General features: G+C 63.5%; 21 protein-coding genes. 13 read left to right on the top strand and 8 right to left on the bottom strand.

The window, feature by feature from the left end:
- Window positions 1–79: 79 nt before the first annotated feature.
- Window positions 80–1,066 carry a Dyp-type peroxidase gene (locus tag ACZYHG_RS19210; RefSeq protein WP_464609907.1) on the top strand — a complete coding sequence of 329 codons (987 nt, stop codon included), beginning with the start codon at window positions 80–82 and terminating at the stop codon, window positions 1,064–1,066.
- Between the two features lie 33 nt (window positions 1,067–1,099).
- Here the strand turns inward: ACZYHG_RS19210 and ACZYHG_RS19205 are convergent, their stop codons facing one another.
- A complete protein-coding gene (locus tag ACZYHG_RS19205; RefSeq protein ID WP_464609906.1) occupies window positions 1,100–1,621 on the bottom strand; it encodes a hypothetical protein in 522 nt (173 codons plus the stop codon).
- Between the two features lie 187 nt (window positions 1,622–1,808).
- On the opposite strand from ACZYHG_RS19205, the gene ACZYHG_RS19200 reads away from it, so the two are divergent.
- Window positions 1,809–2,276: an Imm26 family immunity protein gene (locus ACZYHG_RS19200; protein ID WP_464609905.1), complete on the top strand. Its 468-nt coding sequence runs from the start codon at window positions 1,809–1,811 to the stop codon at window positions 2,274–2,276.
- Window positions 2,277–2,324: 48 nt separating this feature from the next.
- On the opposite strand, the gene ACZYHG_RS19195 is transcribed toward ACZYHG_RS19200, so the two are convergent.
- Entirely contained in the window at window positions 2,325–3,740 is a 1,416-nt protein-coding gene (locus ACZYHG_RS19195; RefSeq protein WP_464609904.1) for an FAD-binding oxidoreductase, read from the bottom strand.
- A 102-nt stretch (window positions 3,741–3,842) separates the two neighbouring features.
- Between ACZYHG_RS19195 and ACZYHG_RS19190 the strand changes: the two genes are divergently transcribed.
- On the top strand, window positions 3,843–4,322 hold the full coding sequence (locus ACZYHG_RS19190; RefSeq protein ID WP_464609903.1) for a thioesterase family protein: 480 nt from the start codon (window positions 3,843–3,845) through the stop codon (window positions 4,320–4,322).
- Between the two features lie 246 nt (window positions 4,323–4,568).
- Window positions 4,569–4,766 (top strand): hypothetical protein, encoded by a 198-nt coding sequence (locus ACZYHG_RS19185; protein WP_015317249.1) that lies wholly within the window; start codon window positions 4,569–4,571, stop codon window positions 4,764–4,766.
- A 37-nt stretch (window positions 4,767–4,803) separates the two neighbouring features.
- On the opposite strand, the gene ACZYHG_RS19180 is transcribed toward ACZYHG_RS19185, so the two are convergent.
- Window positions 4,804–5,283, bottom strand: a complete 480-nt coding sequence (locus ACZYHG_RS19180) for an Lrp/AsnC family transcriptional regulator (RefSeq protein WP_464609902.1) — start codon at window positions 5,281–5,283, stop codon at window positions 4,804–4,806.
- An 89-nt stretch (window positions 5,284–5,372) separates the two neighbouring features.
- On the opposite strand from ACZYHG_RS19180, the gene ACZYHG_RS19175 reads away from it, so the two are divergent.
- From ACZYHG_RS19175 to ACZYHG_RS19165, 3 genes are all read left to right on the top strand, one after another.
- On the top strand, window positions 5,373–6,266 hold the full coding sequence (locus ACZYHG_RS19175; protein WP_464609901.1) for an EamA family transporter: 894 nt from the start codon (window positions 5,373–5,375) through the stop codon (window positions 6,264–6,266).
- A gap of 144 nt (window positions 6,267–6,410) precedes the next feature.
- Entirely contained in the window at window positions 6,411–7,559 is a 1,149-nt protein-coding gene (locus ACZYHG_RS19170; RefSeq protein WP_464609900.1) for a histidine kinase dimerization/phosphoacceptor domain -containing protein, read from the top strand.
- Window positions 7,556–8,005, top strand: coding sequence for a response regulator (locus tag ACZYHG_RS19165; RefSeq protein WP_464609899.1), 450 nt, complete (start codon window positions 7,556–7,558; stop codon window positions 8,003–8,005). Before ACZYHG_RS19170 ends, ACZYHG_RS19165 begins: the two co-directional genes overlap by 4 nt.
- Before the next feature lie 4 nt (window positions 8,006–8,009).
- On the opposite strand, the gene ACZYHG_RS19160 is transcribed toward ACZYHG_RS19165, so the two are convergent.
- The gene (locus ACZYHG_RS19160; protein WP_464609898.1) at window positions 8,010–8,897 is read right to left on the bottom strand and encodes a dienelactone hydrolase family protein; all 888 of its coding nucleotides are present in this window, start codon (window positions 8,895–8,897) and stop codon (window positions 8,010–8,012) included.
- Window positions 8,898–9,155: 258 nt separating this feature from the next.
- Between ACZYHG_RS19160 and ACZYHG_RS19155 the strand changes: the two genes are divergently transcribed.
- The gene (locus tag ACZYHG_RS19155) at window positions 9,156–9,314 is read left to right on the top strand and encodes a hypothetical protein (RefSeq protein ID WP_464609897.1); all 159 of its coding nucleotides are present in this window, start codon (window positions 9,156–9,158) and stop codon (window positions 9,312–9,314) included.
- Between the two features lie 9 nt (window positions 9,315–9,323).
- On the top strand, window positions 9,324–9,761 hold the full coding sequence (locus ACZYHG_RS19150; RefSeq protein ID WP_027029668.1) for a hypothetical protein: 438 nt from the start codon (window positions 9,324–9,326) through the stop codon (window positions 9,759–9,761).
- A gap of 38 nt (window positions 9,762–9,799) precedes the next feature.
- On the opposite strand, the gene ACZYHG_RS19145 is transcribed toward ACZYHG_RS19150, so the two are convergent.
- On the bottom strand, window positions 9,800–12,118 hold the full coding sequence (locus tag ACZYHG_RS19145; RefSeq protein WP_464609896.1) for a glucose/quinate/shikimate family membrane-bound PQQ-dependent dehydrogenase: 2,319 nt from the start codon (window positions 12,116–12,118) through the stop codon (window positions 9,800–9,802).
- A 187-nt stretch (window positions 12,119–12,305) separates the two neighbouring features.
- Here ACZYHG_RS19145 and ACZYHG_RS19140 point away from each other — a divergent pair, with 187 nt between their 5' ends.
- The 4 genes from ACZYHG_RS19140 to ACZYHG_RS19125 all read left to right on the top strand — a co-directional run bounded on the left by ACZYHG_RS19140 (window position 12,306) and on the right by ACZYHG_RS19125 (window position 19,057).
- A complete protein-coding gene (locus ACZYHG_RS19140) occupies window positions 12,306–13,133 on the top strand; it encodes a DUF2059 domain-containing protein (RefSeq protein WP_464609895.1) in 828 nt (275 codons plus the stop codon).
- A 49-nt stretch (window positions 13,134–13,182) separates the two neighbouring features.
- On the top strand, window positions 13,183–14,823 hold the full coding sequence (locus tag ACZYHG_RS19135) for a LuxR C-terminal-related transcriptional regulator (protein ID WP_464609894.1): 1,641 nt from the start codon (window positions 13,183–13,185) through the stop codon (window positions 14,821–14,823).
- Between the two features lie 139 nt (window positions 14,824–14,962).
- Window positions 14,963–16,255: a flavin-containing monooxygenase gene (locus ACZYHG_RS19130; RefSeq protein WP_464609893.1), complete on the top strand. Its 1,293-nt coding sequence runs from the start codon at window positions 14,963–14,965 to the stop codon at window positions 16,253–16,255.
- 141 nt (window positions 16,256–16,396) lie between these two features.
- Window positions 16,397–19,057: an ATP-dependent helicase gene (locus tag ACZYHG_RS19125; RefSeq protein WP_464609892.1), complete on the top strand. Its 2,661-nt coding sequence runs from the start codon at window positions 16,397–16,399 to the stop codon at window positions 19,055–19,057.
- Window positions 19,058–19,084: 27 nt separating this feature from the next.
- Here the strand turns inward: ACZYHG_RS19125 and ACZYHG_RS19120 are convergent, their stop codons facing one another.
- The 3 genes from ACZYHG_RS19120 to ACZYHG_RS19110 form a co-directional block, all read right to left on the bottom strand.
- The gene (locus ACZYHG_RS19120; RefSeq protein ID WP_464609891.1) at window positions 19,085–20,131 is read right to left on the bottom strand and encodes an ABC transporter permease; all 1,047 of its coding nucleotides are present in this window, start codon (window positions 20,129–20,131) and stop codon (window positions 19,085–19,087) included.
- The gene (locus ACZYHG_RS19115) at window positions 20,128–20,925 is read right to left on the bottom strand and encodes an ATP-binding cassette domain-containing protein (protein WP_464614735.1); all 798 of its coding nucleotides are present in this window, start codon (window positions 20,923–20,925) and stop codon (window positions 20,128–20,130) included. Before ACZYHG_RS19115 ends, ACZYHG_RS19120 begins: the two co-directional genes overlap by 4 nt.
- An 87-nt stretch (window positions 20,926–21,012) precedes the next feature.
- On the bottom strand, window positions 21,013–22,020 hold the full coding sequence (locus tag ACZYHG_RS19110) for a substrate-binding domain-containing protein (protein WP_464609890.1): 1,008 nt from the start codon (window positions 22,018–22,020) through the stop codon (window positions 21,013–21,015).
- Window positions 22,021–22,113: the final 93 nt, after the last annotated feature.

Raw genomic sequence — 22,113 nt, 5'->3', positions numbered from 1 at the left:
TCGATAAAGAGGCAATTCATCCAGTATTGCGTCATCCCAAGCGATCTGAAACAAATCCGGGAAAAGCGGAGATTTTCGGATGTCGGGCAAGAACTGGGACCGCGTGCCAATCGACGCGCAGAGCATCGATGCGCCGCTTTCGCAGTCGGCGATTTTCCTCGTCGTCACCGTCGCCGGCGACCAACCGGCGCTGGCCAAGGTCTGCTCGGTGCTCGGCGAACTTGACGACCTGGTCAAGAATGTCGGGTTCCGCGACCTTGGCGGCCGCCTGTCGTGCATCGCCGGCATCGGCCGCGATCTCTGGGACCGGCTCAGCCCGGATCGGCGGCCGCTGGAGCTGAAACCATTCGCGCCGATCAAGGGAGCGGTCCATTCGGCGCCATCGACGCCGGGCGACCTTCTCTTCCACATCCGGGCCGAACGATCAGACATGTGCTTCGAGTTCGAGCGTATCCTGCTTGACCGACTCGGTTCCGGCGTCACGGTCGTCGACGAAGTGACGGGCTTTCGCTATTTCGATGCCCGTGACCTGCTCGGCTTTGTCGACGGCACCGCCAACCCGACCGGCCTCGACCTGCCCGCCTCGGCGCTGGTCGGCGATGAGGATGCCGACTTTGGCGGCGGCTCCTATGTCGTCGTCCAGAAATATCTGCACGACATGCAGGCCTGGGCGCGCATTCCAACGCCCGAGCAAGAGGCGATCATCGGACGGACCAAGATCGACAACATCGAAATCGACGATGACGACGCGCCGCGCAAATCGCACAAGTCGCTGGCCACCATCGAGGATGCCGACGGCAACGAGTATAATATTTTGCGCGACAACATGCCGTTCGGCAGGCCCGGGCAGAATGAATTCGGCACCTACTTCATCGGCTATTCCAGGTATCTCTGGGTCACCGAGAAAATGCTGCAGCGCATGTATGTCGGCGACCCGCCGGGCGCTTACGACCGGCTGCTCGATTTCTCCACGCCGCACACGGGCACGACATTCTTCGCACCGACCCGGCCCATGCTGCAGGCCCTTGTCGAGGGCGCGCAACAGCAAGGTCCAGCCGCACGGTAAAGCGGCGGGCTGACAGTTACAGATCCGCGAGGATCAGCGTGCGTCGCGCTTGGCTTGTGCCACCTTGCCCGCCTTGCGCTGCCGGCCGAGTTCCGCCGGCCGCACCAGCTTCGGCGCCCGCTCGTTGGCCACGGCCCGCATCCCCTTGCGGGCCGTCCGCGAATTGAGCGCGGGACCGTCCGCCGGCGCACTTTGCTTCATGGCCAGCGCCTTGCGTGCATTCCCGACCAGCGAAACGCGAGCCGCCAGTTGGCGCCGCCGTTCGGCCTCGCCATTCAGCCGCCGCATTGCGTTCGCCAGAACCGCCAGCTTCACCTGAGAGCCGCCATCGACCTTCGAGGGCGTCGCCCCTTTAGGCGCGCCCTTGCCGCGTATTTCACGCCGACGACGGTGCGCTTCGGTCTGCGCTTTGTCGCGCCGCTCCCGCAGCAGCTTGACCAGGCCGGAAAGGTCGGCATCGGAGAGATCCTGCACCGCCGGATGGTGCGACTTCTCCACCAGGTCCTTTTCATCGGCGCTCAGCGCGCGCGCTTCTTCCTTGCGTGAAATGGCCATGACAATCCTCCTCGGTTGGCGCGCCTGTGCTTTCAGGCGTGCCGCTCAAGGAGACTCGACCCGAATGGTGGCACGGTCAAGACGACTGTTTCCGTTGCCTCTTCAGTCGGAAAATTGTCTGCTGGCGATCCATGACGACGGGTGGACTAGCTCTATAGCGGTCAAGTGACTGGGGGGAGGATCGAAGTTGGCGAAACGGTTGCCATATCGCGAGGGCTCGGTCTTTCGGATTCCCCTGCCCGATGGAGGCTTTGCGAAGGGAGTGGTGGCAAGAATGGCTCCGGGAGGACGAATAGTTCTGGGCTATTTTTTCGGGCCGAGGATGTTTTCAGCTGGTATCAGCGCGAGCGATCTTCTTCCTACCGAAGCCATTCTCGTCGGGCGATTTGGCGATCTGCATCTCATAGACGGCAAGTGGGAGATATTTGGAGTGATTGAAGCCTGGAACCGGGCCGATTGGCCTATCCCAGAATTCATCCATCACGACGCGCTAGGCATCTTGCCAGACACGATCGTCCGATATTCAGACGACGATATCGTCCGGGGAACCAGAGAACGGAGACCTGCGACTCTAGCAGACCTTGCGGAAGACGGACTGATGGGTGCTGAGTTGGTCGAAATCAGATTGAGCAGGCGGCTGGCGGAAAGACCATAAATGCGAGCAGTTGGCTTGCACATCTACCGCCCTCAATCCTCACCTGATCTATCCTACAGCCGGCAATATCTTGCCAGGATTCATGATGTTTTGCGGGTCGAGCGCCTGCTTGATGGAACGCATGATGTCGACGCCGTGGCCGAGTTCGCGGCGCATGAAGCCGATCTTGCCCTGGCCGATGCCATGCTCACCCGTGCAGGTGCCGTCCATGGCGATTGCCCGCATGTTGAGCCGCGCGACGAACTTTTCCGACAGCGCGATCTCCTTGGGATCATTCACATCCATCAGCACCAGCACGTGGAAATTGCCGTCGCCGGCATGGCCGACGATCGGCGCGATCAGCCCCATTTCGGCGATGTCCGCCTCGGTTTCCATGACGCATTCGGCGAAGCGCGAGATCGGCACGCAGACATCGGTCGACAGCCCCTTGGCGCCGGGCCGCAGCGTCAGCGAGGCCCAATAGGCGTCGTGCCTGGCTTTCCATAATTTGGTGCGTTCCTCGGCGACGCTGGTCCACAGGAACGGCCCGCCGCCATTTTCTTCCGCGATCATGCCAAAGGTCTCGGCCTGCTCGGCCACGCCGGCATCGCTCCCATGGAATTCGACGAACAGGCACGGGCTCTCGGGATAGTCGAGCTTGGAATAGGTCTTCATCGCCCGCATCTGCAGCGCATTGACCAGTTCGATGCGCGCCACCGGGATGCCCATCTGGATCGTGGCGATGACGGCGTTGCAGGCCGCCTCGACGCTCGGAAACGGACAGACGCCGCCGGAGATTGCCTGCGGAATGCCTTGCAGCTTCAATGTCAGCGAGGTGATGATGCCGAGCGTGCCTTCCGAGCCGACCAGCAGCCGCGTAAGGTCGTAGCCGGCCGAACTCTTCTTCGCCCGCGCGCCTGTCGTCACCGTCTCGCCATCGGCCATGACGGCGGTCAAAGACAGCACGTTCTCGCGCATCGTGCCATAGCGCACCGCATTGGTGCCGGACGCCCGCGTCGCCGCCATGCCGCCGAGCGAGGCATTGGCGCCGGGGTCGATCGGGAAGAACAGGCCGGTGTCGCGCAGGTGACGGTTCAAATCCTCGCGCGTCACGCCGGGCTCGACCGTGCAGTCGAGATCCTGCGGATTGACCGCAAGGATGCGGTTCATCCGCGACGTATCGACCGAAATGCCGCCGCCCGGTGCATTGGTGTGCCCCTCCAGCGAGGAACCGACGCCAAAGGCGATCACCGGCACGCGGTGCGCGGCGCAGGCGCGCACGATCTCCTGCACCTCGGCCGCCGTCTCCGGAAAAGCGACGCCATCGGGCGCCTGTGTCGGGATATAGGTGGTCGTGTGCGCGTGCTGCGAACGGATAGCCTGGCCCGTCTGAAAACGCTCGCCCAGCTGTTGCTTGAGGATGCCAAGCACCGCGGCGATGCCCTCCTCGTTGCGTTCGACCGGATTGAGGTCGCTCAGAGCCATGAATTCCTCCGCGAATGGACCAGCGTCCACGCTTGTTCTGCGATTATGGATGCTTAGTCTCCGCAGCTAGGCTCTGTCCAGCACCAGCACAAGGAAGTTTCGATGCCCATCCCCGCCCCCTTCGTCTCCAGGCCCATGGACATCGAGAAGGACTGGATCGATTACAACGGCCATCTCAACATGGCCTATTACAACGTGCTGTTCGATCGCTGCTCGGACGAGGCCTTCAAGGCGATGGGCATGGGGCTGGATTATGTGAAGGACCGCCGCCTCACCATCTACACCGCCGAGGTCCATGTCTGCTACGTCCAGGAACTGCATCTCGACCACAAGGTCACGGTCTCCTTCCAGCTCATCGACCATGACGCGAAGCGACTGCGGGCGTACCAGGAAATCCGCCATGTCGACGGCTGGCTCGCGGCCACCTCCGAGACGCTGTCGCTGCATGTCGACATGTCCGGGCCGAAGGTCGCGCCCTTCCCGGCCGATGTGCTGGCCAAGGTCGAAGCCATGCGCGCCGCTCATTCGGTGCTGCCGATGCCGGAGCGCGCCGGCCGCTCGATCGGCATCAAACGCAAATAGATCGAGCTGGCACCGTTCCCCCAACAGCCCACCGGACTTCAAAGCCACACCGGCAATCCAAAATCGCGAAACCCTAGAATCGGCTTGCACCAGTGCTTGAAGCAGCCTCGCGCCCGCGTTAACCTTACCAAGGTTTTAACGGGAACAAGCCATTTGAGCCGTTGAACAACTCAGCGGAGCGGTCGAAAACGCTCCGCACAGGGTTGCTATACGGGCGGCGGGGCGAAGCCGGTTCGAGGGACGTGCATGAAAACCGACATCAAGGTCGAGGTGGACAGGCTGGCCGCTGATCCGCGCATATCGGACTATGATTTCTGGCGTTCGCTCAAGAACGTCGACAATGAGATCTTCCACATCGCCAACAACAACGAACCGATCCCGTTCGACATGATCCGCTGGCGCAGCATCTTGAAACGCGCCCGCCTGAAGCGCGGCCACGCCTGACGAGACGGCCTGCGAAACCATCGAGCAACCAATCAAATCAAGGCGATCGCCTGATCGCCGCCAGCGGCGAGCGCGCCGCCACCGGTGACGACTGGATGATGGCCGTGTTGGTCATCGCATAGGGAATGATCCGGTCGATCACCCGTTCGAGGTCGGTCACCGACCCGACATGCGCCAGCGCAATGAAGCAATCCTCGCCGGTCACCCGGTCGCATTGCGCGATCTCCGGCAGGTCACGGATGATATCGGCGACGACAGCCAGTTGCCCCGGCACCGGCCGGATGCGCAGCCATGCCGACAGCTTCAGGCCAAGCGCGGCCGGATTGATCCTGACCGAATAGGCTTCGATCACGCCATTCTCCTGCAGCCGCTTGATGCGCTCGGCGACACTCGGCGCCGACAGGCCGACGGAGCGCGCAAGCTCGGCCATGCTGACGCGAGCGTCCTCTTCCAGCAGGCGCAGGATCTTCATATCCGCGACGTCGAGATCCACATTTTCGGTTCGAAGGCGTTTCATGGAGAACTCCTTGCTTCCGGGAAGCACATCGACCAACAGACCGATCATCACCCATATATCCAACCAAAATCGCCTGCGATACTGATCCCATGGATGATCAAGCGCAAGCTCCCGCTGCCCGCCCTGCCCTCGCCAGCCTGGCGACAAAACTGCCGCCGCATGTCTGGTTCGGCATCAGCGCCGTCTTCCACTATCTCGGGCCCGCCTTCGCCGTGCTGCTGTTCCCGGATGTCGGCGTGCTCGGCATGGCGTGGCTGCGCATCGCCACCGCAGCGCTGATCTTCGCGCCGCTGACTCGCCCCTGGCGAACCTTTGCCGGCGCCGATCGCTCGACACGGCTGCTGTTGCTGGCCTTCGGCGCCTGCCTGGCGGTGATGAACTGTTCGTTCTACCTGGCGCTCGACCGTTTGCCGATCTCGCTGGTGGCGGCGATCGAATTCGTCGGCACCATCGGTGTCGCGGTGATCGGGCTCAGAAGCCAGCGCAATCTTGCTGCCCTTGCCGTGGCCGTCACCGGCACCTTGCTGCTCATCGACGTCAAATGGTCCAGCGATCCGGTCGGGCTGTTCTGGGCTTTCCTCAACGGCGCACTCTTTGTCGGCTACATCGTGCTCGGCCACCGCGTCGCACGCACCAGTGCGGGTGGCGGCATCGCCGGGCTGGGCGCGGCCATGACGATCGCCTTCATTGTCGTGCTGCCGATCGGCTTCGCACAGGCGCTTCCGGCGTTCTCGGCACCGCAATTGTTGCTCGCCGCCATCGGCGTCGGCATCTGCTCCTCGGTCATTCCCTACGTCTGCGACCAACTAGCCATGTCGCGGTTGCCGCGCTCGAGCTTCGCCCTGATGCTGTCGTTACTGCCGGTCACCGCAACGCTGATCGGCGTCATCGTGCTGCGCCAGATTCCAAACCTCAGCGATTGCCTGGGGATCGCGCTGGTGGTCGCCGGTGTCGCTTTCCACAAGCCGGCATCGGCATCCTAGACGCCAGGAAAACCTTTATCATCAATTACTTGCAGGAATGCCGAGTCGGTTCCAGATCTCGCGCAACTGCGACAACACGTCCAGGATTGAACCAATTCCTCCCTTGAGCCGTTGTCCCCCACGAAAAAAGCTTGGAGTGACAGCATGGACTGGAAACGGACCAGGGAGTCCGCCGACGCTTGGCACATGACGGACGACCTTCATGCCGAGCACGGCAAGGGCGACCCGTTCGCGGCGGCCATCCGCGCCACCCGCATGTCGATGATCATCACCGATCCCCGGCGGCCCGACAATCCGATCGTCTTTGCCAATGACGCCTTCCTGCGGTTGTCCGGCTATGGGCGCGACGAGGTCATCGGCAAGAATTGCCGATTCCTGCAAGGGCCGAAGACCGACAAGGACGCAATTGCGGAGATCCGCACGGCGATCGCCGATAAAACCGACATCGCCGTCGACATCCTGAACTATCGCAAGGATGGGTCGACCTTCTGGAACGCGCTCTACATCAGCCCCGTCTCCAATGACAAAGGCGAAGTGCAGTTCTTCTTCGCCTCGCAGCTCGATGTCTCTGATCGCAAGCAATCGGAGCATCGCATCACCGCCGACAAGGACCGTTTCGAGAAGGCGGTGAAGGAGCGCACGGCGGAACTGGAAGCAGCCCTTGAGGCGCAGACCACCTTGCTGCACGAGGTCGATCATCGGGTGAAAAACAATCTGCAGATGATCTCGTCGCTCATCATCATGCAGAGCCGCGCCATAAAGTGCGAGGCAACCAAACATTCCCTGAAGACTATGCTGGAGCGCATCGAGGCGCTGAGCACCGTGCACCGCCGGCTCTACCAGTCGAAGGATGTCAGCCGGTTCGACGTCTCGGATTTCGCCAAGGACCTGGTGACCGATCTGCTGACGGCGTCGGGGCGCTCCGGGATCGAGTCGAAACTCGAACTCGAACCCGTTGTCATATCAGCCGAAAAGGCGACGCCTGTCGCGCTGATGGTCAATGAACTCGTCACCAATGCCTTGAAGCACGCCTTCAAGGAAGGACCCGACGGGACGACGGCGGGGCGCATCGGCATCAAGATGAGCCAGCCCGACGGCCACTTCAACATCGAGGTCTCCGACGATGGTGTCGGCATGGCCGATGCCGGTGGCGACGCGTCCTTCGGCATGCGGCTCATCAAGTCGCTCGCCCGCCAGTTGCGCGCCAACATCGAATGGCACGACGCCGGCCCCGGAACCAAGGTCGTGATCTCGATGCCGAACGAACCGCAGCAAAAAGGGAATGTGTCATGATTGAACCGCTCAAGGTCCTGATCATCGAGGACGAAGCGCTGCTGGCCATGGAACTGGAGAGCCTTGTCGAAGAGGCGGGCCACAGCGTCGTCGGCTGGGCGACGTCCTCGTCTGAAGCAAAAAACATGGTTGAGTCCACAGACGCCGACATCGCCTTTGTCGACATCCACCTTACAGACGGTCCGACTGGCGTCGAAGTCGCCGAATATATCGGCCAGAAGAAGACTTCGGTGGTGGTGTTCATGACCGCCAACCCGAAGCGCATTCCCGATCATTTCGCCGGTGCGATCGGCGTCATTGCCAAGCCCTATACGATGAACGGGCTGACGTCTGCTTTGCGATACCTGCAAGAGGGTGTGCGACGCCCGCCGCCCGTCTCCACACGGCCGGCCGGCTTCACCCTGTCGCCGGCTTTCGAGGCCGTCTGGGCGCCCTCGGTCGCCTGACCGCCTATTTCAGTCTGTCCTTCAGGAAAGCGATCGTCCTGCCCCAGGCGAGATCGGCCGCCTTCTTGTCGTAGCGCGCCGCCGAGGTATCATTGTTGAAGGCATGGTTGGCGCCTTCATAGATGTAGACGGTGTATTCGACATGGTCGGCGTCGAGTTCCTTCTTGAAGGCGTCGATGCCGGCATTGGTGCGATCGTCGAGCCCGGCATAGTGCAGCAGCAGCGCGGCCTTGATCTTCGATACATCGGCGCCCTTTGGCTGCATGCCGTAATAGGCGACGCTGGCAGCGAGATCGGGCGCGTTGACGGCCAGCATGTTGGCCGTGCCGCCGCCCCAGCAGAAGCCGACGGCGCCGACCTTGCCGTTGCCGTCCTTGTCACCTCTGAGGAACGCGACGGTCGCCACGCCGTTGGCGATTGTCTGCGCCGGGTCCAGCTTGGTGAACATGTCGCGCGCCTTGTCCTCGTCATCGGGCGTGCCACCGAGCGGCGACAGGAAATCCGGCGCAAGCGCCACAAACCCTTCCAACGCCACACGCCGGGCAACGTCGCGGATATGCGGGTTGAGCCCCCGGTTTTCATGGATGACGATGACGGTGCCGAGCTTGCCGGCCTGGTTTGCCGGCTTGACCACATAGCCCTTCATCTCGCCGCTGCCGCCGGGATAGGTGATGTCCTCGCCTTTCACGCGGGCATCGTTTTCGGCGACGATCGCCGCCTGGGCGGAATTCGCCGCCAGCATTGGCGCGATCGCGGCCGCCGCCGCACCTGTTCCGGCGAGCCTGGTCAATTGTTCCATGAAGCGGCGACGATCGAGCGTCAGATGCGTGTATTCGTCATAGACGTCGATCATTGCCTGGGTGATGACAGGCTTTTCAGTGGATTTCGACATGGCGCACTCCTCGATCTCGGTATCTCGACTTCTGTATCCTTGCCCGCTCGCAAGATAGGGGCGAGCCTCGCATCGTCCAGTCACAGGCCGGTGACGTTCCCGGTTCGCGCAGCGACGTGCGAGCAATGCAGTGATCATCACAATTTGGTCATCGGTGACAAATCTTGATGGCGCTGCCACAATAGTGGGAGAAACTGAAGTCCGGTCGCCCCATGGCGCGGCCACGGTCCTGAAGGGCTCGATCTGAAAGGAAAACTGATGACGATGACCTCGCCGATCCTGGCAACCGCCTTCATGATTGCCGCAGCCGCCATTATGGCGATGCGCGCAACCGTTGTCGCGGCGAGCCGAAAGTCCATGGTCAAGGTTCCCAGGCGCCAGCAGCGCCATCCGGGAAACACGAAAACTCAGGGTTGAGGTGAAGTCATGGACGTACAGGACATCGTGAACACCGTTTCGCAGAAGGCCGGCCTCGATCAGGCCACGACCGAAAAAGTCGTCGGCACCATTTTCTCGGTGCTCGAGCATGAAGCCGACGGCACCAGCGCCTCAGCCTTCTTCGCCAAGATTCCGGGCGCCGATGCGCTGGCGCAGAAATATGACGTCATGGCCGCCGCCCCTGCCGGAGGCGGTGGCGGTTTCCTGTCCTCGCTTCAGGGCGCGCTTGGCGGCGTTCTGGGCGAGAAGGCCGGCGCGCTGGTCAACGGCCTCGCCGCGCTGAAGGCATCCGGCCTCGACCTGGCGCAGATCGAGAAGGCTGGTCAGACACTGGTTCAGCAAGCCCAAGCCGCGGCCGGTCCGGATCTGACCAACCAAGTGCTCGGCCAGGTGCCCAGCCTGAAGAGCCACCTCGGACTGGGCTGACGTCTATTCGCCAAGCCTGATTCCAGGCAGCGCCGCCTCTACTTCGGCAGCGCGTAAGCCATCACATAGTCGCCCGGCTTGGTGCCGACCGAGCCATGGCCGCCGGCAACGATGACCACGAACTGGCGCCCGTCGGCGACCGTATAGGTCATCGGCGTCGATTGTCCGCCAGCCGGCAACCGCGCCTGCCAGAGCTGCTTGCCCGATGTCAGATCGTAGGCGCGCAGATAGTCGTCGACCGCGGCACCAAGGAAGGCGACCCCGCCGGCGGTGATCATCGGTCCGCCAATGCCCGGCACCCCGACCTTCAGCGGCAGCGGCAGCGGCGTCATGTCGTAGATGGTGCCGTTGCGATGCTTGTAGGCGACATTACCGGTCCTGAGATCGACGCCTGCGACATAGCCCCAGGGCGGCGCCTGGCAGGGAATGCCGAGCGGCGACAGGAACGGTCCCATCACCACCGCATAGGGCGCACCGTCATTGCGGTTCAGCCCCTGTTCACTGCCCTTGGTGTTGTCGCCGGGCGCCGGCACATCCGCGCGCGGAATGAGTTTCGACGTGAAGGCAAGATAGGTCGGCATGCCGAACATCACCTGCCGCACAGGATCGACCGCCACCCCACCCCAGTTGAAGGTGCCGAAATTGCCGGGATAGATCAGCGATCCCTGCAGCGAGGGCGGTGTATAGCGGCCCTCATAGCGCAATTTGTGGAAGGCGATCCGGCAAGCCAGCTGGTCGAACATGGTGATGCCCCACATATCGGCATCGGTCAGCGGCTTCGGGTTGAACGAGAGATCGGACGAAGGCTGCGTCGGCGAGGCCTTGTCGCCCTCGATAGCGCCACCGGGCGCCGGCACTTCCTTGACCGCGATCACCGGTTCTCCGGTGCGCCGGTCAAGCACATAGAGGTCGCCCTGCTTGGTCGGCCCGACCAGCGCCGGCACGATCGTGCCGTCGGCCTTGGTGATGTCGATCAGGCTCGGCTGCGCCGGCACGTCCATGTCCCAGAGGTCGTGATGCACGGTCTGGCGCACCCATTTCAACTGCCCGGTGTTGAGGTCGAGCGCGGTGATGGAGGAGGAGAATTTCTCGACATTGGCGCTGCGCCCGGCGCCGAGCTGATCCGGAGTCTTGTTGCCGAGCGGCACATAGAGCAGGCCAAGCTTCTCGTCGGCGCTCGGTGTCGACCACATGTTTGGCGAGTTAGCGGTATAGGTCTGACCGGCCGGCAGCGGCGTCGTTTGGTCCGGATTGCCGGAATCCCAGTTCCAAACGAGTTTACCGGTGGCCGCATCAAAAGCGCGGATGACGCCGGACGGCTCCTGGGTCGAATAATTGTCGTTGACCGCGCCGCCGACGATGATTTTTCCGCCCGCGATCAGCGGCGCCGAGGTCGAGTAATAATAGCCCGACTTCGGATAGGGCATGCCAGTCAAAAGGCTCAGCGTGCCGGCCTCGGCAAAGGCAGGACAGACCTGGCCATTGGCGGCATCGAGCGCGATCAGCCGCGCATCCGAGGTCGGCAAATAGACGCGGGTGGCGCAGGGCTGGCCTACGGTGCCGGCGGCATCGGCATAATAGGCCACGCCACGGCAGGTCTGGTGCTGGCGGTCCTTGTCGAGCTTGATCTTGGGGTCGTAGCGCCACTTTTCCTTGCCGGTCGCGGCGTCGACCGCGATGGCGAAATTGTGCGGCGTGCAGATGTACAGCGTGTCGCCAACTTTAAGCGGCGTCACCTGATAGGTAGTCTCGGTGATGTCATCAGGCCCCTTCACATCACCGGTGCGGTAGGTCCAGGCCGGCTGCAGATTGGCGACATTGTCCGGCGTGATCTGGTCGAGCGGCGAATAGCGCTGGCCGAATTGCGTGCGGCCATAGAAGTGCCATTCGCCCGCCGGCACATCGTTGCCGAGATTGGCATTGGGGATCACCTTGTCGGTATCAAGCGCGCCGGAAATGTCCTTGGGGTCCGTTGTCATCGAATAGCCGGCCACGGCCAGCGAAGCCAGCACGGCCAGGATCAGCGGCGCACGAGCGTCAGGACCGGCGAGGCCCCGCCGCGCCCATGGCGTCAGCAGCCACACCGCGAGCAGCACGATGATGCCGCCGCGCGGGCCGAGCTCCCACCAGTCGAAGCCGGTTTCCCACACCGCCCAGGCCAGCGTTCCCAGCACGATCGCCGCGTAGAGCCAGAGTGCAGTGGAGCGGCGCCGATGGAGCAGCCAGGCGGCGATCAGGAAGGCCAGACCGACAATGATGTAGTACCAACTGCCGCCCAGCGAGGCCAACCAGATGCCACCCGCGCCGAGCGCCAGGCCGATGAGGAAGAGAATGAGGGAGGTGATGGTGACAGCCAAGATGATACTCCTTCGACTGTTGCGCGCTCATGAAGCGGCCATGGCGACAGGATACCTCCCTGCCTTGCCCCAGCTTTCTCCCGACCGCATCGCCTGTCAAGCTGGTGTACACGCCAAGGTGGCAACCCATCTTGCCTGTATGCCGGTTTTCCAGCAGTCTCAATCATCTCTCCGCAGGAGCAAGCAAATGACGTCATTCGTTCGGTCACTGACGCGGTTGGCGCTTGCGCTCTGCTGCCTCGTCTCCCTCACCCTGGCCGCGCCGGCGCAGACCATCAGCGACATCAACAAGGCGAACGGCTTTCATGAGATGCTGATGGGCATTGGCCCGGGTTTCACCGCAGCGGTGAAATCGGCGCCGGGAATGCCGCCGCAAAAAGTCAGGGATGCGCTTGCCGCTGCCATGGAAGGCGCCTTTGATCCGGCCAAGATGGAGGCGGCCATCGAAACGCGGATGGCCGACAAGCTCACCGCCAAGGAGCTGTCCGACCTGGCCTCGTTCTATGCTTCGCCCTTGGGCAAACAGGTCACGGCGCTCGAGATCCAGGCTGCGGCGCCGCAGGCCAGGGAGGCCAAGAAGATCGAGGGGGCCAAAATCCTCGGCGAACTTCCCTCCAGGGATCCGGCCCGGCTAGCACTGTACAAAAAGATCATGGACGATCTCAGTGCCGTCGATACCGGCGAAGCCGTCGCCTTGAACATGGGCTATGCGATGCTTTCCGAAATGCTGGGGGCCGCGGGAAAACCGCTGCCCGACGACCAGATCATGGCCTTGCTGCGCAAGCAGACCGAAGGGCTTCGCCGCAACATTGATAAGGACGTCATGGAATCGGCAGCCTATATCTACCGGGATCTGCCTTTGGCCGATCTCAAGCTTTACGAGGCCTTCCTCGCCTCACCCGCCGGCAACCATTATTACGACCAGATGCAGGTCGCGCTGGGCGCCGTGATGACGGACGAGGCGCGCTCGTTCGGGCATCGATTCTTCGTTGCCCTCGGTTACCGCAAGGCCTGAACCCCGGCAGTCGCTTCTGCCAGATATCAGGTGATGCTATGCTTTGCTGATGAAAGCTGATGCCGCCTCGTTGCTCGAAAAAGCCCGCCATGCCTATGCGCAGAGGGCATGGGCGGATGCGTTCGAGCTTCTGCAGGCGACCGACGAAATCACAGCGCTCGCCCCGGAAGACCTTGAGCGGCTGATGTGGTCGGCTGGCATGCTCGACCGCGACCCCGACATCTTCGCCGCCGCCGAACGTCTCTTCAACACACACGCCGAGGCCGGCCGCGACGACCAGGCGGCGTACTGGGCGTTCTTCCATGGCTTCCGGCTGATGGCTTTGCGTGAGGAAGGCCGTGGCATGGCCTGGCTGCAAAGGGCTCAGCGCCATGCCGAAGGCTTTGGCCGCGAATGCGCGGCGCAAGGCTTCCTGATCATGCTTTCGGCGCACAAGGAACTCAGGGGTGGCAACAATCAGGCTGCCGCAGCGCTGGCGGCGCAGTCGCTGGCGATCGGCGAACGCTGTTGCGACCTCGACCTGATCGCCTTCTCCCGCTGCTATCTCGGCCGCGCGCTGCTGCGCCAGGGCCGGATCGAGGAAGGCATAGTCTCGCTCGACGAAGCCATGCTGCCCGTCGTCGACGGCAAGCTTTCGCCTGTTGTCACCGGCCTCATCTATTGCAATCTCATCGATGCCTGCCGGCAAATCTACGCCTTCGATCGTTCGCGCGAATGGACCGACGCGATGTCGAACTGGTGCGGATCGCAGCCACAACTGGTTCAGTTCAACGGCCTATGCCGGCTGCACCGGGCAGAGATCATGGAGGTGAACGGCGCCTGGCAGGATGCTGTTGCCGAAGCGCGGCGCGCGACATCATCATTGGCCCGTAATGTCAGCAACGAGACGACCGCAGGTGCGGCCTATCAGGAAGCCGAAATCCATCGGCTGCGAGGCGAATTCGCTGCCGCCGAAGAGCTCTACCGCACCGCCAGCCGTCTTGGGCTCGAACCGCAGCCCGGCATGGCGCTGCTGCGTCTCATGCAAGGCCGCGCCGAGCAAGCGGCCGCAACAATGCGCCGCGTGCTTGCCACGACCACGACCCCGCTCGGCCGCGCCCGCCTGCTGCCGGCGCTGGTCGAGATCATGATCGCGGCGGGCGCAATCGACGAGGCGCGCGAAGCGGCCCTGGAATTGCAGGCGACAGCCGACCGTTTCGCGACCGACATTCTTGTTGCGATGGCTTCGCAGGCGCGAGGCGAAATCGAACTGAACGACGGCGACGCCGCGGTGGCACTCGGCCATTTCCGCGCTGCACTGGCGACATGGCAGCGCGCCGGCGCCCCCTATCTCGAAGCGCGCCTGCGCGTGCTGGCCGGGCGGGCCTGCCGCGCGCTTGGCGACGAGGACAGCGCCGAGCTTGAATTCGATGCCGCCCGGGCGGTTTTCACGGCCCTGGGCGCTGCGCCCGAACGCGCGCGGGTCTCGGCGCTGACCGCGTCGGACAAGGCGCGTCCGCACGGCTTGACGCGGCGCGAGATCGAAGTTCTCGGCCTTGTCGCCACCGGCAAGACGAACCGGCTGATCGCCACCGACCTAGGTCTCAGCGAAAAGACCGTCGACCGGCATCTCAGCAACATATTCGACAAGCTGGCGGTCAATTCGCGCGCTGCTGCGACTGCCTATGCCTTCCAGAACGGGCTGCTCTGAACCGACGACCCCAAAAGACCCGGGGTATGGGGGAAAATCCCCATCGCATTTTCCGGGTCTCGTGAGGTGTCTCCCCGAAGCGGCGCCGCGCCGGATCGCTATTTCTGGCTCCAGGCTGACGAAACCGGATGGAGCGATCATGAACCCGACCTCGACACTTCGCCCGACCTCTGGGCACGCAATGCGACGGCGCGGCCGCCGCGTCGGCATCACCGAGACCAAGGCGCGCGCCGGCGCATTGCTGGAACAGGGAGCGGCTTTCATGCAATTGGAGGCCAACGCACTGCTAGCAACCGGCGGCCCATCAAGCCAGGCATCATCAGCCGACGAAAAGCGGCCCGCGCTGGGGGAAGAGCATTTCGATGTCATCGTCATCGGCGCCGGCCAGAGCGGCTTGTCCGTCGGTTATCGCCTCGCCCGCAAGGGCATGAAATATGTCATCCTTGAAGGGCGCGAACGTGTCGGCGACGCCTGGCGTTCGCGCTGGGATTCGCTGCGCCTGTTCACGCCGGCGCGCTATGACGGGCTGGCTGGCATGCCCTTCCCCGCCGGCCGCCATGCCTTCCCGACCAAGGACGAGATGGCCGACTACCTCGAGGCCTATGCCAGGAAATTTTCCTTGCCGGTGCGCACCGGCGTCAAGGTCGACGAGGTAACCCGCATCGACGGCCGCTATGTCGTGACAGCTGGCCGGACGCGCTATAGCGCCGATCATGTCGTCATCGCCTCGGCGAGCTACCAGAAACCAAAAGCTCCGGATTTCGCTGCCTTGCTCGATCCGTCGATCGGGCAATTCCATTCGAGTGCCTACCAGAACCCGGCGCAGCTCAATCCGGGTGGCGTGCTTTTGGTCGGCGCCGGCAATTCCGGCGCCGAAATCGCCATGGATCTCGCGCCCACGCACCAGACCTGGCTGGCCGGGCGGCATCCCGGCAACATTCCGGTCGCCTATAACGGCTATTTCGCCATGCGCCTGGTGCTGCCGGTCGTGTTCCGCTTCGTCTTCCACCGGTTGTTGACGGTAGACACGCCGATGGGCCGCAAGGCCAAACTGGGGCAGCTGTCCCACGGCCTGCCGTTGATCCGGGTCAAGCCGCGCGATCTCGACGCTGCCGGCGTCCGCCGGGTCTCCCGCGTAGCCGGCGTGCGTGACGGCAAACCGCTGCTCGACGACGGCCGGACCCTCGACATCACGAACGTCATCTGGTGCACCGGCTTCATGGCCGGGCTGGATTGGATCAAGCTGCCGATCTTCGACGACAATGGCCGGGTAAAGCAGTATCGCGGCACAGTCGAGGGTGAACCCGGCCTCTATGTCTGCGGCCTGCACTTCCAGCACTCGCCCTCTTCGACCATGATCCACGGTGCGGCACGCGATGCCGGCTATGTGGCCGAAAAGATCGGCGAGCGGATGCGGGCGGCAGCCAGGTAAGCCTGATCGGAGCTTTGGAGAAGGATGTCGGCCGCTGGGAGCACAACAGTTGCACGGCGACCGCCAATCGTGCGTTAAAACCGGAACAAAACGTAGACAGTTCTGGTCTTTCCCTCCCGAATCACTACATTCGGGGGGAAGATGTCCGGCTTTTCCGAAGACATGCCCTTTTTCGATGAACCCAATGCGCGGCCCACGGCCCCGTCGGGCATTGCCGCGCGCGCCATGGCTGCCCGCAGCGGCCAGAACAACGCACCCGACTATCTCCGGGGCCTCAACCCGGAACAAAGGCTGGCGGTGGAAACCACCGAAGGCCCGGTTCTGGTGCTGGCCGGCGCCGGCACCGGCAAGACCCGCGTCTTGACCACCCGCATCGCCCACATCCTTGCCACCGGCAAGGCCTTCCCGTCGCAGATCCTCGCCGTCACCTTCACCAACAAGGCCGCGCGCGAGATGAAGATCCGCATCGGCGTGCTGATCGGCGAAGGCAATGTCGAAGGAATGCCCTGGCTCGGCACCTTCCACTCGATTGGCGTCAAGCTTCTGCGCCGGCACGCCGAGCTTGCCGGCCTGCGCTCCGATTTCACCATCCTCGACACCGACGACGTCGTGCGGCTGATCAAGCAGTTGATCCAGGCCGAGGGCCTGGACGACAAGCGCTGGCCGGCCAAGCAGTTCGCGCAGATGATCGACGGCTGGAAGAACAAGGGCCTGGGCCCCGCCGAAATCCCCGAAGGCGACGCGCGCAGCTTCGCCAACGGCAAGGGCCGCGAACTCTACAAGGCCTATCAGGAGCGGCTGAAGACGCTGAACGCCTGCGACTTCGGCGATCTCTTGTGCCACCCCATCCGCATCTTCCGCGCCAATCCGGATGTGCTGAAGGAATATCACAGGCGCTTCAAATACATCCTCGTCGACGAATATCAGGACACCAACACCGCCCAATACATGTGGCTGCGCCTGCTGGCGCAGCGGCCGGATAGCGGGCGCGTGTCAACATCGACGGATCTGCGAACGGCCGAAGGCCGCAAGCCCGACCGGGCGTCGGCCGGCCAGGCCGCCCCCGCGGAGGCCAGCGAGCGAAGCTCGCGTGCGGCCGTGAGCGACAACAAAGTCAACATCTGCTGCGTCGGCGACGACGACCAGTCGATCTATGGCTGGCGCGGCGCCGAGGTCGACAACATCCTGCGCTTCGACAAGGATTTTCCCGGCGCCACCATCATCAGGCTGGAGCGCAACTACCGCTCCACCGCGCACATCCTTGGCGCTGCCTCCCATCTCATCGCCCACAATGAAGGCCGCTTCGGCAAGACGCTGTTCACCGACCGCGACGAGCCGGACGACGGCAAGGTGCATGTCCACGCCGCCTGGGATTCCGAAGAGGAAGCCCGCGCCGTCGGCGAGACCATCGAGGCCTATCAGAGGCAAAAACACAAGCTCAACGACATGGCCATCCTTGTCCGCGCCTCCTTCCAGATGCGCGAATTCGAGGACCGTTTCGTCACGCTCGGCCTCAACTATCGCGTCATCGGCGGCCCACGCTTTTACGAGCGCATGGAAATCCGCGATGCGCTGGCCTTCTTCCGCGTCGTCGCGCAAGGCGCCGACGACCTCGCCTTCGAGCGCATCGTCAATGTGCCCAAGCGCGGCCTCGGCGAAACCACCATCCGCCAGATCCACGACACGGCGCGCGCACTGCGAGTGCCGATGCTGGAAGCCGCCGCCAAGCTCGCCGAAAGCGACGAGTTGAAGCCGAAGCCGCGCGCGTCCTTGCGCGAGGTCGCCGCCAATTTCGAGCGCTGGCAGAAGGCGCTGGAAACCACGCCGCACACCGAACTCGCCGAGACCATTCTCGAGGAGAGCGGCTACACCGACATGTGGAAGAACGACCGCTCGGTCGAGGCTCCCGGCCGGCTGGAAAACCTGAAAGAGTTGATCCGCTCGATGGAGGAGTACGAGTCGCTGCGCTCCTTCCTCGAACATGTCGCACTGGTCATGGATGCCGAGCAGAATGCCACGCTCGATGCCGTCAACATCATGACGCTGCATTCGGCCAAGGGCCTCGAATTCGAGACCGTTTTTCTGCCAGGCTGGGAAGAAGGCCTGTTTCCGCACCAGCGCGCGCTGGATGAAGGCGGCCGCTCCGGGCTGGAGGAAGAACGGCGCCTCGCCTATGTCGGCCTGACTCGCGCCAAGAAGAACCTGCATCTGTGGTTCGTCTCCAACCGCCGCATCCACGGCCTCTGGCAATCGACCATCCCGTCACGCTTCCTCGAGGAACTGCCGGAAGCTCATATCGAGGTCGCCGAAAGCGGCGGCAACAGCTATGGCGGCTATGGAAATTCCTATGGCGGCGGCTCTTTTGCATCGGGTCGCGGCGGCCGCCAGAACCCCTATGGCGCCTCGCGCTTCGACAATGTCGGCGCCGACACCGAAAAATCCGGCGCCTTCTCCAACACCTATGCGACGCCGGGCTGGCAGCGCGCACAAGCCAACCGAACCGAAGCGACCGACCGCAACTGGGGCTCGCGCTCAGGCCACCAGGTCGAGCGCATCGGCTATGGCGAGACCGACTCTGGCTACGGCGCCGGCCGCACCTCGGTCAAAGGCCGCACCATCGACGGCGAACTGGTCGCCAAATCCGTCTCCGACACGCCATCCGCCTTCAGCGTCGGCGACCGCGTCTTCCACCAGAAATTCGGCAACGGCAACATCTCCGCCATCGAAGGCAACAAGCTGACCATCGACTTCGACAAGGCCGGCCAGAAACGCGTGCTGGATGGGTTTGTCGCGGCGGTTTGAGCTGGACCCGACGGGCAGTTCAGCCCCTCACCTATACCTCGCCTGGTTCCACTTATGCCCGAGCAGCGAAAGGATGATGATCAGGCCGTTGAAGAACTGCACGTAGAAGCCGCTCAGGCCCGCCGCCACCACGCCGGTCTGGATGAACGACACGGTGACCGCGCCGATCGCGCCGCCGGCAACCGTGCCGATGCCGCCCCAGGTCGGGGTGCCGCCGACGAAGACCGAGGCCAGCACCGGCAGCAGATAGCCGTCGCCGGCCGTCGGCCACCAGGTGAAATTGATCATCACCGAAAACGTGCCGGCGATAGCGGCGCCGATGCCGACGAAGACGAACACTTTCACCCGCACGCGTTTGACGTCGATGCCCATCTGCTGGGCGCTGTCGGGATTGTCGCCGACCACCTTCACCTGCGCGCCGAAGCGGTGCCTGTTATAGAGCATCGCCGACAGCACGACGAAGGCGATGGCCCAGAAGATCTGCACCGGGATCCCAAAAACCTGGCTGGAGAAGATCTTGTAGGCCGGGGTGTCGGCAAGACCGGTCAGTGCCATCGACTTGCCTTCGTTGATGATCTGGATCAGCCCGCGCAGCAAAAAGTTCATGCCGAGCGTGGCGATCAGCGACGACAGCCCGCCATAGACCACCAGCGACCCGACGAGGAAGCCGAGCAGCATGCCGGTGACGAGTGCCGCCGCAATGCCGAGGAACGGATCGTAGCCAGCTTGCACCACCAGCGCGAAGACCCAGGAGGCAAACCCCATCGTCGCCGGAAACGACAGGTCGATCTCGCCGCAGGTGACGACGAAGACCAGCGGCACCACCACGAACAGCGCCACGGGAAGCGTCGTCAGCACCGAACTGTAGAGATACCAGGTGGTGAACACGGTCGGGTTGGCGACCATGAACACCGCCATCATGACTATGAACACGCCGAGCGTGCCGAGCGAGGCGCGATTGTCGAGGACGAAGCCGCGCAGCCAGTGGTCGGATGGGTGTTTCCACTCTTTGGGGGCGGATCCGGCATGCGCGCCGAGAGGACTTTCGAGATCGGGTTCCATGGTCTTACTCATCGCACTCGCTGCTCCGCTTCGCCGGCCTCGTGCAGTCCGGGCAATCCGCCGGGATGCGCGACGTCTTCCATGAAATTGATCAGCTCTTCCGCCGACTTGACCTGGCTGCGGTCCGCGGTCAGCGCCACCTTGCCGCGGTCCATCACCACGAAGCGGTCGGCAATGTCGAAGACGTGGTGGATGTTGTGGCCGATGAACAGGATCGAGCGCCCGCCCGCCCGCACCTGGCGCACGAAGTGGAAGACCTTGGCGGTCTCGGTCAGCGACAGCGCCGTGGTCGGCTCGTCGAGGATGATCAGCTCGGCCTGTTTGTAGATGGCGCGTGCGATCGCCACGCCCTGGCGTTCGCCACCCGACAGCTGGCCGACGATCGAATGCGGTGTGAACACTTTCGAGGTGAAGCCTATCTCGCGCATCAGCCGGCTTGCCTCCTCGATCTCCTTGTTGACCTTCAGCCAGCCCATGAAGCCGGTCAGCTCACGCCCCATGAAGATGTTGCGCACGATGGTCTGCTGCACCGCCAAAGCGCGGTCCTGGAACACTGTCTCGATGCCGGCGTCGCGCGAACGCGCCGCGCTCCAGCCGCTCACCGCTTTGTCGCGCACGAGGATCTCGCCGCTGGTCGGCCTGACGACGCCGGAGAGGATCTTGATCAGCGTCGACTTGCCGGCTCCATTGTCGCCGATCAGGCCGACCACCTCGCCGCGGTCGACGCTGAGATTGACGCCGCCCAGCGCATAGACCTGGCCGTAAGATTTCTTGATATCGCGCAGTTCGATGATGCGTTCGGCCATCGGATCCTCGCTTGTCATTGTCGCTTGCCGGCCTTCTCAACCGGCGGTCCTGCCGGCCGGGTCAACCCGGCCGGCAGCCTTGGGAGGTCAGCGCAGCGCCTGCTTGGCGAGCTCTGAGACGATCTCATAGTTCTGCGGCGTGACGAAGCCCGCGCCTGTGTCGACGTTCAGCGGCGCGAGACCCAGCACCACTTGCTGGCAGAGGCTGAGGATCGGCAGATAGCCCTGCAGGAATGGCTGCTGGTCCGCCGTCAGCTGCACCCAGCCGCCCTTGAAGCCCTCGACGATCTGCGGGCTGGTGTCGAAGCCGAAGTTGAAGACATCGCCGGGCTTCCGCCCCGCGGCCTGCATGTAGGTAGGCACATTGCCGAGCATCTGCCCGCCGGGGTAGCCGACCGCCTTGACGGTGGGATTGTTGAGCAACGCCGCGGTGATCACCGGGATGGCCAGATTTGGATCGGCTGCCCACTCGGGTACAGAATTGATTTGAACGACATCGACGCCCGCCTCTTTCAATGCGGCGACCGTCCCACGCTCGCGTGCGCCCCGGCTCTCATTGTCAAACGGGCCGATCATGATTGCCTTGTCGCCGGATTTCAGCCCGGCCAGCTTGAACGCCTCGGCACCGAGCGCGCGGCCCTGCTGCTCCTGCTGCGCGCCGACATAGCCACCGCCGAACGCCGCCGTCACCTTCGGCACCGGCACGTTCTGGTACATCATCTTGATGCCGTCCTTATGCGCCTGCTCGGCCAGCGGCATGATCGCGTCGTCGCCGGGATGGCCCATCATGGCGATGCCGCCGGGCTTGACGGCAACCGCCTCACGCAATTGCTGCACCATCTTCTCGACGTCCCAGCCGGAGAAGATGTAGTCGACCTTCGGCCCGAGATCGGCCGCAGCCTGCTTGGCGCCATTATAGACGATGGTGCCGAAAGCGTCGCCCTCGGCACCGCCGACGAAGAAGCGGATATGGACATCCTTGCACCACTGGGCGTCCAGCGCCCGCGCCGGCAAGGTCGAGATGGCGGCGCAGAGCGCCGTGGTGGCTGCCACGACGGTCGTGCGCAGAAATGTCGTTCTGATCGCGATGCTCATGCACTTGTCCTCCCATTGTTCCCCTCGGTAGCCGAGGGGCTTTGACGATTGCTACGGCAGTACGACTTGCTGGCCGGCTCCTCCCGCCGGCAA

The organism is Mesorhizobium subarcticum (genome assembly GCF_055456085.1).
This window is presented reverse-complemented; position numbering and strand designations above follow the sequence as displayed.